At 71.3% G+C, this 15479-nt stretch carries 13 protein-coding genes; 10 read left to right on the forward strand and 3 right to left on the reverse strand.

All coding sequences use genetic code 11. From position 1 onward, the window contains the following. Positions 1 to 118: 118 nt before the first annotated feature. The 5 genes from ACWDLG_RS04235 (at position 119) to ACWDLG_RS04255 (ending at position 9467) form a co-directional block, all read left to right on the forward strand. Positions 119 to 1297, forward strand: a complete 1179-nt coding sequence (locus ACWDLG_RS04235) for a sensor histidine kinase (protein WP_449915809.1) — start codon at positions 119 to 121, stop codon at positions 1295 to 1297. Beyond that, positions 1294 to 1944 (forward strand): response regulator, encoded by a 651-nt coding sequence (locus ACWDLG_RS04240; protein WP_449915811.1) that lies wholly within the window; start codon positions 1294 to 1296, stop codon positions 1942 to 1944. Before ACWDLG_RS04235 ends, ACWDLG_RS04240 begins: the two co-directional genes overlap by 4 nt. A 74-nt stretch (positions 1945 to 2018) precedes the next feature. Beyond that, entirely contained in the window at positions 2019 to 2564 is a 546-nt protein-coding gene (locus ACWDLG_RS04245) for a hypothetical protein (protein ID WP_354921018.1), read from the forward strand. Next, positions 2561 to 4645 carry an SPFH domain-containing protein gene (locus ACWDLG_RS04250; RefSeq protein WP_449915814.1) on the forward strand — a complete coding sequence of 695 codons (2085 nt, stop codon included), beginning with the start codon at positions 2561 to 2563 and terminating at the stop codon, positions 4643 to 4645. Before ACWDLG_RS04245 ends, ACWDLG_RS04250 begins: the two co-directional genes overlap by 4 nt. A gap of 1 nt (position 4646) precedes the next feature. Next, positions 4647 to 9467, forward strand: coding sequence for a DNA repair ATPase (locus tag ACWDLG_RS04255; protein WP_449915815.1), 4821 nt, complete (start codon positions 4647 to 4649; stop codon positions 9465 to 9467). 139 nt (positions 9468 to 9606) lie between these two features. Here ACWDLG_RS04255 and ACWDLG_RS04260 read toward each other — a convergent pair whose 3' ends face one another. After that, positions 9607 to 10017 (reverse strand): winged helix-turn-helix transcriptional regulator, encoded by a 411-nt coding sequence (locus ACWDLG_RS04260; RefSeq protein ID WP_354921027.1) that lies wholly within the window; start codon positions 10015 to 10017, stop codon positions 9607 to 9609. Positions 10018 to 10095: 78 nt separating this feature from the next. On the opposite strand from ACWDLG_RS04260, the gene ACWDLG_RS04265 reads away from it, so the two are divergent. Beyond that, entirely contained in the window at positions 10096 to 10902 is an 807-nt protein-coding gene (locus tag ACWDLG_RS04265; protein ID WP_449915817.1) for an NAD(P)H-binding protein, read from the forward strand. A 28-nt stretch (positions 10903 to 10930) separates the two neighbouring features. Here ACWDLG_RS04265 and ACWDLG_RS04270 read toward each other — a convergent pair whose 3' ends face one another. Together ACWDLG_RS04270 and ACWDLG_RS04275 are read right to left on the reverse strand one after the other, a co-directional pair. Further along, positions 10931 to 11374: a MarR family winged helix-turn-helix transcriptional regulator gene (locus ACWDLG_RS04270; RefSeq protein ID WP_354921033.1), complete on the reverse strand. Its 444-nt coding sequence runs from the start codon at positions 11372 to 11374 to the stop codon at positions 10931 to 10933. Then, positions 11371 to 12180 (reverse strand): dihydrodipicolinate synthase family protein, encoded by an 810-nt coding sequence (locus ACWDLG_RS04275; RefSeq protein WP_449915820.1) that lies wholly within the window; start codon positions 12178 to 12180, stop codon positions 11371 to 11373. The genes ACWDLG_RS04270 and ACWDLG_RS04275 overlap by 4 nt, the downstream gene beginning before the upstream one ends. 72 nt (positions 12181 to 12252) lie before the next feature. On the opposite strand from ACWDLG_RS04275, the gene ACWDLG_RS04280 reads away from it, so the two are divergent. The 4 genes from ACWDLG_RS04280 (at position 12253) to ACWDLG_RS04295 (ending at position 15416) form a co-directional block, all read left to right on the forward strand. Then, the gene (locus ACWDLG_RS04280; RefSeq protein WP_449915821.1) at positions 12253 to 13137 is read left to right on the forward strand and encodes a LysR family transcriptional regulator; all 885 of its coding nucleotides are present in this window, start codon (positions 12253 to 12255) and stop codon (positions 13135 to 13137) included. Then, the gene (locus ACWDLG_RS04285) at positions 13130 to 14092 is read left to right on the forward strand and encodes a polyprenyl synthetase family protein (protein ID WP_449915822.1); all 963 of its coding nucleotides are present in this window, start codon (positions 13130 to 13132) and stop codon (positions 14090 to 14092) included. Before ACWDLG_RS04280 ends, ACWDLG_RS04285 begins: the two co-directional genes overlap by 8 nt. A gap of 68 nt (positions 14093 to 14160) precedes the next feature. Continuing rightward, on the forward strand, positions 14161 to 14814 hold the full coding sequence (locus tag ACWDLG_RS04290; protein WP_354921045.1) for a hypothetical protein: 654 nt from the start codon (positions 14161 to 14163) through the stop codon (positions 14812 to 14814). A gap of 50 nt (positions 14815 to 14864) precedes the next feature. Continuing rightward, positions 14865 to 15416: a thymidylate synthase family protein gene (locus ACWDLG_RS04295; RefSeq protein WP_354921048.1), complete on the forward strand. Its 552-nt coding sequence runs from the start codon at positions 14865 to 14867 to the stop codon at positions 15414 to 15416. Positions 15417 to 15479 lie beyond the last annotated feature (63 nt).

Consider the following 15479-nt stretch of genomic DNA (forward strand, 5'->3'; position numbering starts at 1 on the left):
GCCGTACCGGATCCCTCTCGAGAGCGAGGGCGGACCGCTCCCACCGGCGATCCGCCCGCGCCCTCGCATGGCCGACCATGGCCTGCAGCACTCCCGGAACGGAGGAAGATTGGACACCGTGTCAGATCTGCCGCAAATCGCCCGCCTGAAGGCGCGTTTCCGCGCCCTTCCCCCGCTGCAGGTCGACCTCACGCTGGCCGCGTTCGTCCTGGCCGTCCAGCTCTCGCCGTTCTTCGGGGAGCGGTGGACGAGCGGGGCGTGGCACTGGTGGGGCTACGTGGTCGTCGTCGCGTCCGCGGTGCCGCTGGTCTGGCGGCGGCGGGCACCCGTCGCCACGCTGGTGCTGAGCATCTGCCCGGTCCCCTTCTACGACCTGGCCGACGCGCTCCCCTCCCAGCCGATCTGGTACTCCTCCCTCGTCTGCCTCTACACCGTCGCCGCCTACAGCTCCCGCTGGCCCAGGGTGGCCATGCTGGCCTCCACCCTGGTCGGCGGCATCGCGCTGGTCGGCTCGTCGGAGACCGCGGTGCGCGGCACCGTGTGCGCCGTCGCCGCCTACGCGATCGGCAGGGCCACCGCCACCTCCCGCGCCTACGCCGCCGCGCTGGAGGAGCGTGCCGTACAGCTGGAAAGGGAGCGGACGCTGGAGGCCGAACGCGCGGCCGAGCGCGAGCGCGCCAGGATCGCCCGCGACATGCACGACATCCTCGCGCACGCGGTCAGCCTGATGGTCGTGCAGGCCGAGGCCGGGCCGGTCGTGGTCAGGAGCGACCCGGCCCGCGCCGAGGCCGCCTTCGACGCCATCGCCACCGCGGGCCGCGACGCGATGGCCCAGCTGCGCCGCATGCTCGGCGTGCTCAAGGAGGATGAGGGGCCGCGCGCCCCGCAGCCCACGATCGCCGACCTGCCCGCGCTGGTCGCGCAGGTGCCGCTGCCGGTCTCCCTCCAGGTGCACGGCACGCCGCGCCCGCTGCGGCCCGACGCCGAGGTGGCGGTCTACCGGATCGCGCAGGAGTCGCTCACCAACGTCGTCAAGCACGCCGGCGCCTCCCGCGCCGAGGTGACGCTCCGCTGGAGCGACGAGGCCCTCACGCTCGACGTCGCCGACGACGGCGCGGGCGCGGGCCTGGCGCTGCCCTCGGGCGGCAACGGCCTCATCGGCATCCGCGAGCGCGCCGCCGCCTGCGGCGGCACCGTGAGCGCCGGCCCCCGCGCCGGCGGTCAGGGCTTCGAGGTCTCGGTACGGCTCCCGCTCACCCCCGATCGGGACCACGTCAGGCAAGGAGTGCGCCGATGAGCATCAGGGTAGTGGTGGCCGACGACCAGGAGCTCGTGCGCGGCGGGTTCAGCATGATCCTCGACGCCCAGCCCGACATCGAGGTGGTGGCCGAGGCGGGCGACGGCGTCGAGGCCGTCGCGCTGGTGCGCGAGCACCGGCCCGACGTCCTGCTGCTCGACATCCGGATGCCCAGGATGGACGGCATCGAGGCGGCCAGGCTGGTGGGCAAGGAGACCAGGGTCATCATGCTCACCACCTTCGACCTCGACGACTACGTCTACGACGCGCTGCGGGCGGGCGCCAGCGGGTTCCTGCTGAAGGACGTGCGCAGGGACGACCTGGTCAGCGCGGTCCGCGTGGTCGCCGCCGGGGAGTCGCTGCTGGCCCCCACCGTCACCAGCCGGCTGATCGCCGAGTTCACCTCGCGCCCGGCCGCGACGGCGGTCTCGCCGGAACGGCTCGCCGTCCTCACCGCCAGGGAGCAGGAGACGCTCGCGCTGATCGCCCGCGGCCTGTCGAACGCCGAGATCGCCGCGGAGATGGTCGTCAGCGAGCACACCGTGAAGACGCACGTGAGCAACGTGCTCACCAAGCTCGGCCTGCGCGACCGGGTCCAGGCCGTCATCGTCGCCTACGAGACGGGGCTGGCCGTACCGGGACGTTAAGCGTTCTTCAAGCGGCCTGCAACCTCCCCGCCGATATATTCGCCCCATTACGGGCGCATGATCCGAGGGAGCCGATGCCCGCATTCGTCGACGCCGCGCTGGCCTTCCCAGCCGTGCTCTTCAGCTTCTTACTCGTCGTGGTCGTCGGTTACTGGCTCGTGGTGATGGTCATGGGCGGTGACGTCGACCTCGACGACGTGCAGCTTCCCCTCGGCCTCGGCGGCATCCCGGCGACCGTCGCCTTCTCCCTGTTCGTCGCCCTGGCCTGGTTCGTGAGCCTGGCGGGCGTGGTGCTCGTCGGCGGCGGGCCGCTCGTGCTCCCCGTCGCCCTCGCGGCCGGATGGGCGGGCACGAAACTCCTGATCATCCCCCTGCGCAGGCTCTTCCCCGACAGGAAGGAGCCTTCCCGCCACGACTTCGTCGGACAGCGGTGCGTGGTGCGCACCGGCCGGGCCGACGCCACCTTCGGCCAGGCCGAGGTCACCGCCCCCGACGGCGCGTCGGCCGTCGTCCAGGTCAGGACGACCGGCGGCGACATCCTCTCCCGCGGCCAGACCGCGTTGATCTTCGACTACGACGCGGAGGGCGAGTTCTTCTACGTCATGGAGGACCACACATGAGTGTCATCTCGACGGGTTTCGGCATCCTGCTGGCCGTCATCCTGATCGTCGCCATCGGCCTGCTCTTCGTCATCAGCCGGCTGTTCAGAAAGGTCGAGCAGGGCAAGGCGCTCATCGTCTCCAAGGTCCGCAGGGTCGACGTGACCTTCACCGGGGCCGTCGTCTTACCGGTGCTGCACAAGGCCGAGGTCATGGACATCTCGGTGAAGACCATCGAGATCGCCCGCACCGGCGGCGAAGGGCTGATCTGCCGCGACAACATCAGGGCCGACATCCGCATCACGTTCTTCGTGCGGGTGAACAAGACCGTCGAGGACGTCATCAAGGTCGCCCAGTCCATCGGCACCGAGCGGGCCAGCGACGAGACGACGCTCCAGGCGTTGTTCAACGCCAAGTTCTCCGAGGCGCTCAAGACCGTCGGCAAGCAGCTCGACTTCGTCGACCTCTACACCAAGCGCGAGGAGTTCCGCGACCGGATCATCCAGGTGATCGGCACCGACCTCAACGGCTACAGCCTGGAGGACGCCGCGATCGACTACCTGGAGCAGACGCCGATGGCCAAGCTGGACCCGGCCAACATCCTCGACGCCCAGGGCATCCGCAAGATCACCGAGCTGACCGCCACCGAGAACGTGCGCACCAACGAGTTCAGGCGCAGCGAGGAGAAGGAGATCACCCGCCAGAACGTCGACGCCGCCGAGGCCATCCTCGAGCTGAGGCGCCGCCAGGCGGACGCGGAGATCAAGCAGAAGCGCGAGATCGAGACGATGAAGGCGCGCGAGGAGGCGGAGATCGCCCGCGTGCAGGCCGAGGAGCGGCTCAAGGCGCAGGCCGCGCACATCAAGACCGACGAGCAGCTCGGTGTCCAGACCGAGAACCGCAACCGCGAGGTCGCCGTCGCCGAGAAGAACCGCGAGCGGGTCATCGCCATCGAGACCGAGCGGATCGAGAAGGACCGCATGCTGGAGGTCATCTCCCGCGAGCGGGAGACCGAGCTGTCGCGCATCGCCAAGGACAGGGAGGTCGAGACCGAGAAGCGGTCGATCGCCGAGGTCGTGCGCGAGCGGATCGCGGTGGAGAAGACGGTCGCCGAGCAGGAGGAGAACATCAAGAAGCTGCGCGCCGTCGAGGAGGCCGAGCGGCTGCGCCAGACCACGATCATCCAGGCCGAGGCCGAGGCGCAGGAGAGCCTGGTCAAGGACATCAAGGCCGCCGAGGCCGCCGAGGCCGCGGCCAAGCACAAGGCGCGCGAGGAGCTCACGCTGGCCGAGGCCAGGCAGCAGGCCGCCGAGCTCGACGCGCGGGCCAAGATCAGGCTGGCCGAGGGCCTGCAGGCGGAGGCCGCGGCCAAGGGCCTGGCCGACGTCCAGGTGAAGGAGCGCGGCGCCGACGCGATCGAGAAGGTCGGCCGCGCCGAGGCCCTGGCCACCGCGGAGAAGCTACGGGCCGAGGCCGAGGGCGCCAAGGCGATGGCGCTGGTCGAGGGTGAGCGGCTCAAGGCGCAGGCCGAGGGCGAGCAGGCCATGGCGCTGGTGACGGGCGACCGGCTGAAGGCCGAGGCCGAGGGCCTCGTCGAGAAGGCCAGGGCGATGGCCGCCATGGACGAGGCGACCAGGGCGCACGAGGAGTACCGCCTGCGCCTCGAAGCCGACAAGGAGATCAGGCTCAAGCACATCGACGTGCAGCGGCAGGTCGCCGAGTCGCAGGCCAACGTCGTGGCGGCGGGCCTGGCCAAGGCCAACATCGACATCGTCGGCGGCGACAGCATGTTCTTCGACAGGGTGGTCGGGTCGATCACCGCGGCCAAGGCCGTCGACGGGTTCGTCGAGCACTCGTCGGTCACGCGGACGCTGGCCGAGCCGTACCTCAACGGGTCGGCGAGCCTCACCGAGGACCTGGCCAGGCTGGTCGGCGGGATCAGCACCGAGGACGTGAAGAACCTGACGGTCTCGGCGCTGCTCATGCGGCTCATCTCGCACGGCGGGCCGGAGACGGCGAGGCTGAACGAGCTCCTGGAGAGCGCGCGCAGGCTCGGCGTGGCCGAGTCGTCGGTGGCCGCGCTCACGGCGGTGAAGGGCTGACGTGACCACTGCGCAGGAGGCGGCCCTCGAGGCGGGCACCTACGAGGTGCTGCGCAACCGCCTGTCGGTCCAGGCCAGGGAGCTGGCCAGGGCGGCCGAGGCGGTCAACGAGGAGCGGCTCAAGGTCTTCGGCGGTGCCGAACTCCGCCTGATCGGCACCGAGCGGATCCGTACGGAGAACAACTGCGTCCCCCGCGACATCGTCTCGGTCGGCGACCTGATGCTCTTCGGCTACAACGTCTTCATCGGGCTGAAGCCGGAGACGGCTGTGGATGACGTGTTCTCCGTCCACAGGTTCAGCCGCGACGGCGACGCGTTCAGGTTCGACGCGGAACAGTTGGGGGCGCTCAGCGACCCGGCGTTCCGGAAGGACTTCGCGGAGTTGTACCGCTACTACAAGGAGACCAGGCTCCTGCAGCTGCGACGGCTGGAGGGCAAGCTGCTGGCCGTCTTCCAGACGGGGCCGACCGACCTGCGGGTGCTGCGCTGGGCCGTCGACACCCACGGGGCGACCGCCTACCTCGACAACAGGGGCGAGCGCGACCACGTCTTCCCGCCCTCGCACGACTTCGAGTGGACGCCGACCACGCGAGACGACCACGTGCTCGGCCGGCACCCGCACATCTCCATCGAGGACGAGGTGTTCGTCGAGACGGTCGGCGGCGACCTCACCATCAAGATCGAGAACAACACGGAGTCGGGCGAGGGCATCTACACCGAGCCCGTCGCCGAACCGCTCCAGTCGCTGGCCGACGCCGAGGTCGACCACGCCAGGATCGGGCCGCTCATCCTGCTGCGCGTCAAGCCGTACAAGGAGACCGAGTGGCGGCACCTGGTCTTCAACACCCGCACCAAGTCCGTCACCAGGCTCGACGGCATCGCGCTGGCCTGCCAGCGGCTGCCCGAGGACCAGGGCATCATCTTCCCCGGCGGCTACTACCTGTCCACCGGCGTGTCCAAGACCTTCGACACCCAGGTGGCCGACCTGGAGTTCGAGCGGGTGATCCGCTCCCCCAACGGCGAGGACGTGCTCTACGTCTTCCACGCGCGGGCCGACGGCCGGTCGCTGCTGCTGCCGTACAACGTGATCAGGAAGGAGGTCGCCAACCCGCTGCCGTGCCACGGCTACTCGCTGTTCGACGACGGCACGCTGGTGGTCTTCAGGGCGACCTCGGAGGAGCCGACGCGCGTCCACCCCATGCAGGTGTGGCAGACGCCGTACGTCTCCGACACCTACGCCGCCGCCCAGCCCACGGGCACCGGGCCGCTGGAACGCATCGGCAACGCCGAGCTGGTGCGCGGCATCTCCGACTGCCTGTCGGTGGCCCGCATGGTCGAGGAGATGGCGCCCTCCCAGGCGACCTTCGAGGCGCTGATCGCCGCCTGCACCCGGGCCTTCGACCACTACCACTGGCTGGGCGACCACGGGCTGCGCGGCCCGCTGGGCGACGTGCGCGCCACCGCCGAGCAGGTCCTCGACGAGTACGAGAACGTCGCCGAGCTCACCCGGCAGGCCGCCGCCACCATGGAGGCCGCCACCGCCGAGACCACCACCCTGGTACGGCAGGCCGGCGCCGAGACGCCGGCCTCGGCCGACGCCTGGGTCGCCCGCCTGGCCGAGCTGCGCCGGGCGCAGGGCCGCCTGGTGACGCTGCGCGAGGTCCGCTACATCGACCTGGCCGCCCTCGACAGGCTCGCCGCCACGCTCGCCGACGAGCTGGCGTCCACCGGCCGGCGGGCGGTGGCGTTCCTGGCGGGCGCCGACGCCTTCACCGGCTACCACGCCGCCGTCGCCCAGCTCGAGGCCGACGCCGCCGCCATCGCGACCGTCGCCGCCGCCGAGCCGGTCGCCGAGCGGCTCGTCGCCCAGGCCGAGGGGCTGGAGGTCGTCACCGAGGTGGTCGGCTCGCTCGACATCGCCGACGCCACGGTCCGCACCTCCATCCTCGAACGCATCGGCGAGGTGCTCGGCGGGGTCAACCGGGCTCGCGCCGTCCTCGACGGCCGCCGCACCCACCTGCTCGCCACCGAGGGACGGGCCGCGTTCGCCGCCGAGTTCGCCCTGCTCGGGCAGGCCGTCACGGGCGCGCTGGCGATGGCCGACACCCCCGAGCGCTGCGACGAGCAGCTCGGCCGCCTCATGCTTCAGCTCGAGACGCTGGAGTCGCGCTTCGGCGAGTTCGACGACTTCGCCGCCCAGCTCACCGCCAAGCGCGAAGACGTCTACGAGGCCTTCTCGGCGCGCAAGCAGACCCAGCTCGACGAGCGGGCCCGGCGAGCCGACCGCATCGCCGCCTCCACCGATCGCATCCTCGCGAGCGTCACCCGGCGGGTGTCGGCGCTGACGTCCCTCGACGAGATCAACACCTACTTCGCCACCGACCCCATGGTCGCCAAGCTCCGCTCCTCGGCGGGCGAGCTGCGGGCGCTCGGCGCCACCGTGCGCGCCGAGGAGCTCGACGGCCGCATCAAGGCCGCACAGCAGGAGGCGGGCCGGGCGCTGCGTGACCGTCTCGACCTGTTCTCCGCCGACGGCGAGACGCTCCGGCTGGGCCGCCACGCCTTCGCCGTCAACACCCAGCCGATCGACCTGACCCTGGTGCCGCACGACGGCGCCATGCACTTCTCCATCACCGGCACCGACTACCGCTCCCCCGTCCCCGCCTCCTTCGCCGACACACAGCCGTTCTGGTCCCAGCTGCTCGTCTCCGAAACCGCGGACGTCTACCGCGCCGAACACCTGGCCGCCTCGCTGCTGCCCACCGTCGCCCCGGGCGCCGACCTCGCCGCCGCGGTACGGCTCGCCGCCGAGGAGCGCTACGACGAGGGCTACGAGCGCGGGGTCCACGACCACGACGCGACCTCGATCCTCGCCGCGCTGCAACGGCTCCAGGAGGGCGCGGGCCTGCTGCGCTACCCTCCGGCGGCGCGGGCGGCGGCCCAGCTCTACTGGGCGTTCGGCCTGGATGATGTTTCACGTAAAACATTGGCCACGCGGGCCGCGTCACTGGTGCGAGCCCGTGCCGCCTTCGGCCGGGTGGAGGCGCTCGACACCCTGGCGGCGGAGCTCTCCACCGCCGTCTCCGCCTTCGTCGCGCCCCACGTCCTCGGCGCCGCGGACCCGGCCGCGGTGGCGCTCGCCGGCGAATACCTCGTCGAGGAGCTCGCCGGCCGGCCCGAGGGCTTCGTCACCAGCGCCGCCGCCAGGAGCATCCTCGACCGGTTCCGGCAGTCGCTCGGACCCGCCCGCGTCCGCGAGTTCGAGGAGGACCTGCGGGCGCTCGACCTGCCCGAACGCATCCAGCTCGCCGGCGCGTGGCTGAGCGCCTTCGACCGGTCCGACGACCTGCCGGAGGCGCTGGCCGTCCAGCTGTGCGAGCTGCCGCGCCACGACTCCAGCGCCACGCTCACCGCCACGGTCGAGGGGCTGCTCGGCACCCACGCCAGGATCACCGACCGGACGCTCACCCTGCGCCTCGACGAGACGCTGGCCAGGACACGCGCGTTCCGCGCCGAACGCGTCCCCGCCTACCGCGCCTACCAGAAGCGCCGCGGCGAGCTCGTCGCCCAGGAGCGCGACCGGCTCCGGCTGGACGAGTACAAACCCAAGGTGATGAGCGCCTTCGTCCGCAACCGGCTGCTCGACGAGGTCTACCTGCCGCTGATCGGCGACAACCTCGCCAAGCAGCTCGGCGCCGCGGGCGAGGGCAAGCGCACCGACCAGATGGGCCTGCTCCTGCTCATCTCCCCACCCGGGTACGGCAAGACGACGCTCATGGAATACGTCGCCAGCCGCCTCGGGCTGCTCTTCGTCAAGGTCAACGGGCCCGCGCTCGGCCACGAGGTCACCTCGCTCGACCCGGCCGACGCGACCGACGCCACCGCCCGGCAGGAAGTGGAGAAGATCTCCTTCGCCCTGGAAGCGGGCACCAACGCCCTGCTCTACCTCGACGACATCCAGCACACCTCACCGGAGCTGCTGCAGAAGTTCATCTCGCTGTGTGACGCCCAGCGGCGCATCGAGGGCGTGTGGAACGGCCGCACCCGCACCTACGACCTGCGCGGCAAGCGCTTCGCCGTCTGCATGGCGGGCAACCCGTACACCGAGTCGGGGCAGCGCTTCCGCATCCCCGACATGCTCGCCAACCGCGCCGACGTCTGGAACCTCGGCGACGTGCTGTCCGGCAAGGACGACCTGTTCGCGCTCAGCTACATCGACAACGCCCTCACCTCCAACCCGGTGCTGGCCCCGCTGTCCACCCGCGACCGGGGCGACGTCGAGCTGCTGGTCCGCATCGCGCGCGGCGAGGAGGGCGTGCGCACCGACCAGCTCAGCCACCCCTACACCAAGGTCGAGCTCGACCAGATCCTCAGCGTGCTGCGCAAGCTGGTCAGGGTGCAGGAGGTGGTGCTGGCCAACAACCAGGCCTACATCGCCTCGGCCGCCCAGTCCGACGACTCGCGCACCGAGCCGCCGTACCGGCTGCAGGGCTCCTACCGCAACATGAACAAGCTGGCCGAGCGGATCGTGCCGGTGATGAACGACGCCGAGCTGGAGCAGGTGATCGACGACCACTACCTCGGGGAGGCGCAGACGCTCACCAGCGGCGCGGAGGCGAACCTGCTGAAGCTGGCCGAGCTGCGCGGGCGGCTCACTCCCGAGCAGGCGGCGAGGTGGGCGGACATCAAGGCGGCCTACCTGCGGACCAAGGCGCTGGGCGGGGCCGAGGACGACCCGATGACCCGCGCGGTCGGCGCCATCGGCCTGCTGGCCGACCGGGTGGGCGACATCGGCCAAGCCCTCCGCCATCCCGACCGCTGACCCACCGGCGGCGCAGGCCGGGTTCCCCTCCCCGCCCTCCGCCACCCCGACCCCTGAGCCCGTCCGCTGACCCACCGGCCTCGACCCCTGACCCACCGGCGGCGCCGAGCCGGATCGGCGGTCGGCCCAGCGCGCGGGGTCAGCGGATGGTGGAGTCCGGGTGGTCGGCGTCCCAGCGCCGGCGGGACTCGGCGATGGCCTCGCGGTGTTCGGCCGACCATGCGGTCATCGCCCTGAGCAGGTGGGTCAGGCTGTGCCCCATGTCCGTCAGCGCGTACTCCACCTGCGGCGGCACCGTCGGATACACCGTGCGGGACACCAGCCCGTCCCGTTCCAGCCGCCGCACGGTCAGGGTGAGCATGCGCTGCGAGATCCCGTCGACCGCCCGCTGCAGTTCCCTGAACCGCCGGACCCCGTGCGCCAGCTCCACCACGACCAGCACCGACCACTTGTCGCCGATGCGGTCGAGCACCTCCCTGATCCCGCAGTCCTCGGCGCAGGAGACGTGAGGCTCGCCCGAGGTGGTTACCCCGGTGTGAGTGGCTGACATGAATGTGCCTCCTTATGGCGGACGACCCCCGTCACGATACTGGTTACCAAAGAGAACCATCTGGCAAGGAGGCTGTTCATGATTCTGGTCACCGGCGGCTCAGGAGGGCTCGGCCAGCTGATCGTCAAGCGTCTGGCGGGGCGGCACGACGTGGTGGTCGGCAGCCGCACCCCCGAGCACGGTCAGCGCCTCGTGGACTTCGACCAGCCGGCCACGCTGGTGGAGGGCTTCCGGGGGGTCGGCACCCTGCTGCTGATCTCCGCGGGATACGGCGAGGACGACGTGGTCATCGCCCGGCACGAGGCCGCCATCAGCGCCGCCGAGCAGGCGGGGGTGGGTCACATCGTCTACACCAGCCTGAGCGGCGACGGCGACCACCTGACCTACGCGCTTCCCCACCGCTGGACCGAACGCAGGCTCCGGCGCGGCACCACCGCGTGGACCGTCCTGCGCAACGGCCTGTACGCCGAGTTCTTCGCCGGTCTCACCGTCCCCGACGCCGAGGGCAGGATCACCGCCCCGCTCGCCGACGGCCGCCTGTCCGCCGTGGCCAGGGAGGACCTGGCCGACGTCGCGGCGAGCGTCACGCTGGAGGCCGCCGCGCACGCCGGCCGTACCTATGAACTGGTCGGTGAGGAGGCGATCGGCGGCGCCGACGTGGCCGCGGCGCTGGGGGCGTCCTACGAGCCGGTCCCGCTGGCCGAGGCCCGGTCGGTGCTCCCGCTCCTGGGCCTGCGGGCCTTCCAGGAGCCGATGATCATGAGCACGTACTCGTCGATCGCCCATGGCTTCATGTCCGGTACGGCGGGCGACCTGCGCGCGCTGCTCGGCGGGACCCCGCGCAGGGCCCTCGACGTGATCACCGCGGGCCGGCCGGCCGCCTGAGCGGGGTGGGCGGCTTACCCGCGCCGTTCTATTCGAGCCGTGCCAGGACGGTCCGCGCCACCTGGGCGATGGCGCGCAGTTCGTCCTCGGTGAGCAGGTCGATGAAGTGCCTGCGCACGGAGGCCACGTGTCCGGGGGCGGCCTCCTTGATCGTGCTGAGCCCCTTGGACGTGAGGACGATGGCCGCGCCCCGCGCGTCGTGGGCGACCTCTTCCCTGCTGACCAGCCCGCGCTCGGCCATGCGGGTGATGTGGTGGGAGAGCCTGCTCTTCGACCACCGCATGTGGACGGCGAGCTCGGTCAGCCGCATGCGGTGCTCCGGGGCCTCCGACAGGTTCGACAGGACGTCGTAGTCGGGCTCGGACAGCCCCGACTCGCGCATCAGGTCGCGCTGGATCTCCAGATCGAGGAGCAGCCGCATCCGCCGGTAGCCGATCCAGGCGGCGTACTCTGTCTCGTTCAGCCAGTTCACGCGCCCCAATCTAGGGCTCGGGCCACCGATTCCGCCGTCGCGGGTACCAGCGGGAGCCGTACGTCGGGCGTGGGGATGAGGCCGTGCGCGTGCAGCACGCCCTTGATCACGGTCGGGTTCGGCTCGGCGAACAGCTGCGCCGACAGGGCGGCCAGCCGGTGCCCGAGCGCCCGGTCCCACGAGGCGGCCATGGACACGAACGAGGCGGTGTGCAGGTGCGCGGAGGCCAGGATGCCGCCGGTGGCGCCGAGCGCGAGCATGGGCGACAGGTAGGTGTCGTCGCCGGTCAGCACGGAGAAGTCCGGCGGCAGGTCGCCGAGCAGCGCGACGGCGTCCTGGTCGACGGCGCCCGTGGCGTACTTGACCCCGGTGATCATCGGGTGCTCGCCGAGCCGCCGCAGGGTGGCGGCGGTCAGCGGCTGTCCCGTCCGGTAGGGGATGTGGTAGATCACCAGCGGCACCGGGGTGCGCTCGGCGAGCCGTTCGAAGTGCGCCAGGACGCCGCGCTCGCCCGGCCGGACGAACGCCGGCACGGTCACGAGGGCGGCCGTGGCGCCTTCGGCCAGCTCCACGTCGCCGACGATCAGCTGCGTGCCGTACGCGGCGGTCACGTCGCGGCAGATCCGCACCACCTGGTGGCGCTCGGCGGGCGTCAGCGAGGAGGGCTCGCCCGTCGTCCCGAGGGCGACCAGCCCCGCGGCGCCCTGGTCGAGCGCGCCGGCGGCGAGCTTCTCCAGCGCGTCGTAGGCCACCTCCCCCGAGGCGGTGAACGGCGTGATCAGCGGTACGTAGATTCCGGAAAGCATGCCTTTCACCCTGGCGGACGGACCACCATCACCACCAGTTCACGTTTCTACGCCGCACCGTAAGGTGTTCTTATGCTCGATCCGAGGAAGCTCCGCCTCCTGCGCGAACTGTCGAGAAGGGGCACGATCGCCGCCGTCGCCGACGCGCTCACCTTCACCGCTTCGGCCGTCTCCCAGCAGCTCAGCGCGCTCGAACGCGAGGCCGGCCTGCCGCTGCTGGAACGGACGGGCCGCACGGTCGTGCTGACGCCTGCCGGGCGGGTGCTGGTGGAGCACGCGGAAACCGTCCTGGAGAGCCTGGAGCGGGCCGAGGCCGCGCTGGCCGCCACGCGCACCGGCCCGGCGGGGCCGCTGCGGATCGGCGCGTTCCCGACGGCGGCCCGCGCGCTGCTGCCCGGCGCGCTGGCCGTCCTGCGGAGCGATCACCCGGCGCTGGAGCCGATGATCTCCGAGATCGACCCCGCCGACGTCGCCGCCGCGCTGCGGGCGGGCGAGCTCGACGTCGCGCTGGTCCACGAGTACGACTTCGTCCCCCCCGTGGTCGACGAGGGCATCGAGACCATGCCGCTGCTCACCGAGCCGATGTACCTCACGACCAGGCGCACCCTCGCCGAGGCCCGCGACGACGCGTGGATCGTCAGCACGCCCGGCACGCTGTGCCACACCATGGCGGTGCGCGCCTGCCACGCCGCCGGGTTCGAGCCGCGTGTCGTTCATCACATCGACGACTTCGACACCGTCCTGCTGCTGGCGGCGGCCGGCCACGGCGTCGCCCTCGTCCCCCTGCTCGCCGCGGCGAATCCGCCGGTAGGCGTCATGTTGACCGCCCTGCCGATCGAGCGGCGCACGCTGATCGCCTTCCGCCGCGGGTACGGCACGCATCCCGCGCTGAGCCCGCTCACAGCCGCTCTCAGGCGATCCACAGCAAGGGCGACCCAGGCTGGAGGGCATGGATGAGTTGCTGAACACCCCCGCGATCACCCACGGCCTGCGCAAGGTGGAGAACAGGATGAGGCGGCTGGCCGGCTCCTCCGCGCTGCCCGGCATCAACGCGGGTGCCGACAGGATCATCACCGCGGGCGGCAAGCGCCTGCGTCCCGCGCTGACGCTGGCCACCTGCCTGGCCCTGGGGAAGACCCCCGACCGCCGGGTGATCACCGCTGCCGTGTGCGTGGAGCTGATCCACGCGGGCTCCCTCGTCCACGACGACCTCATGGACGGCGCCGCGCAGCGCCGGGGCGCCCGCACGCTCAACGCCGAGCTGGGCGAAGGCAAGGCGCTGGTCATCGGCGACTTCATGCTGGCCAGAGCGGGTCTGGCCGCGATCACCTCGGTGTCCAGGCCGGTCGCCGAGGTGCTGGCCGCGACGGTCGTCGAACTGGCCGAGGGCCAGTTCATGGAGACGGCCGACCAGTTCGACCCGGGCAGGACAGTCGAGAGCGCGCTGCGCTCGATCACCGGCAAGACCGCGGCGCTGTTCCGCGCCGCCTGCCTGGTCGCCGCCATCTGCGCGCACGCCTCGGACGAGGAGAAGGCCAGGATGGCCCTGTACGGCGAGCGGTTCGGCCTGATCTTCCAGATCCTCGACGACCTGCTCGACCTCACCGCGCCGGCCGAGCGGCTCGGCAAGCCGTCGGGCAACGACCTGCGCCAGGGCGTCTACACCCTCCCGATGCTGCGCGCGATGGCCAAGGACCCCTCGGTGCTGCGCGACGACGTCGCCGCCACCCTCGCCGCGCTCAGGGAGACCACGATCGTCGGCGACACCCTCGAGTACTGCCGCGGCCTGGCCGCCGACGCCGTCTCCGCGCTGCCCGTGATCCACGACAGCGAGATGGCCGCGACCATGTACGGCCTGCCGACCGCCTACATCGACCACGCGGAGCGGCAAACTTTGACCCGAGCAAGTTGAGATTTGTTGGTACAAAACTCAGGACGGCCGCTCATACTGGAGGCATCTGGCATTCCAGGAGCACGCTCATGCGGAAACCCCCGACGCCGCTCGAAGCGACGCAGTTCCTCCAACTGGCCGCCGTGGATTTCAACGGGATCTACGCGGTTCATCTGGCTGCCAAGGAGGAGCGGCTCAAGATGACCCGGTTAGCGATGAGCCTGCTGTCGGCGCCGTTCGCCGCCGCGATCGCGCTGACCAGCACCAAGGTGGTCGACCCCGCCAGCCTGACCAGGTGGGACACCGTGCCGTGGTACCTCTACGCGCTGGTGGCGGCCTTCGGCCTGCTGGGCGTGCTGCCCTTCCTGCGCCTGATCGAGGCGGTGAACGCGCACGCCAGGACGGCGAGGGCGCTCAACAACTTCCGGCTGCTCTACGTCACCCGCCTCAAGGACGAGTTCGACTGGTCGCCGAACCTGCCGGTCGACCCCCGCTACCCGGAGACCTACGCGCCGCTGGCGTGGCCGGGGGTCAACGTGATGATGCTGGCCCTGGTGAACTCCGCCTACCTGACGGTCGGCGTCACCGGGCTCAGCGGCGGCGAGCTCAACCCGCCGTTGCTGCTGCTGAGCATCCTGCTGGTGGCGCTGGTGCATTACTCGGTCTACTACGTGCGCTGCAACGTGACCAGGCGGCGCCGCCTGCCCCACAACCCCTACAACTTCCCGAACGTGGAGACCTGATGGCAGAGCCCACGAGGTGGGCGTCGTGTGGGGAGGCGTGGATATGGCTGATGCGGCACGTGCAGGCGTCCGGCGTGCCCGCCGACGACGACCGCGGCCCGGTCATCGAGGGCGCGGCGGTCCTGTTCGAGATCGGCGACGTGCGATGGGACGACGACCCGATCCTCAGGCGGTACGGCGACGCCGCCAAGCACGCCCTCTACACCCGTAAGTTCACCGAGGGCGACGTCATCCCGCCGTTCAAGTACAGCTACGGGCAGCGCCTGACGCCCCAGCTGGAGTGGGCGACCACGCTGCTGCGGGCCAGGCCGTACAGCAAGAGCGCGTGGGTGTCGCTGACCAGGCCGGGCGAGCCGTACGACGCCGTGCCGTGCCTGGCCGCGGTGGCGGTCAGGATCAGGGAGGGCGCGCTGGTCATGACGGCGTCGTTCCGCTCGCAGAACGCCTACACCTGCTACCTGAACTACGTGCCGCTCAGAGACGTCCAGGCCGAGATCGCGCGGGATCTCGGCCTGGGCTGCGGCCCCCTGCGGGTGTTCGTGGACGTCCCGCACCTCTACCTGGCCGATCTCACACAGGTCCAGCGGATCGCACAGTCCTGAGCGGGGCGACCCCGGCAGGTATAGGGTCGTCCATCGCCCCGTCAAGTGTTCTGCAAGTCGGTT

It is taken from the genome of Nonomuraea sp. NPDC003727, from assembly GCF_053586935.1.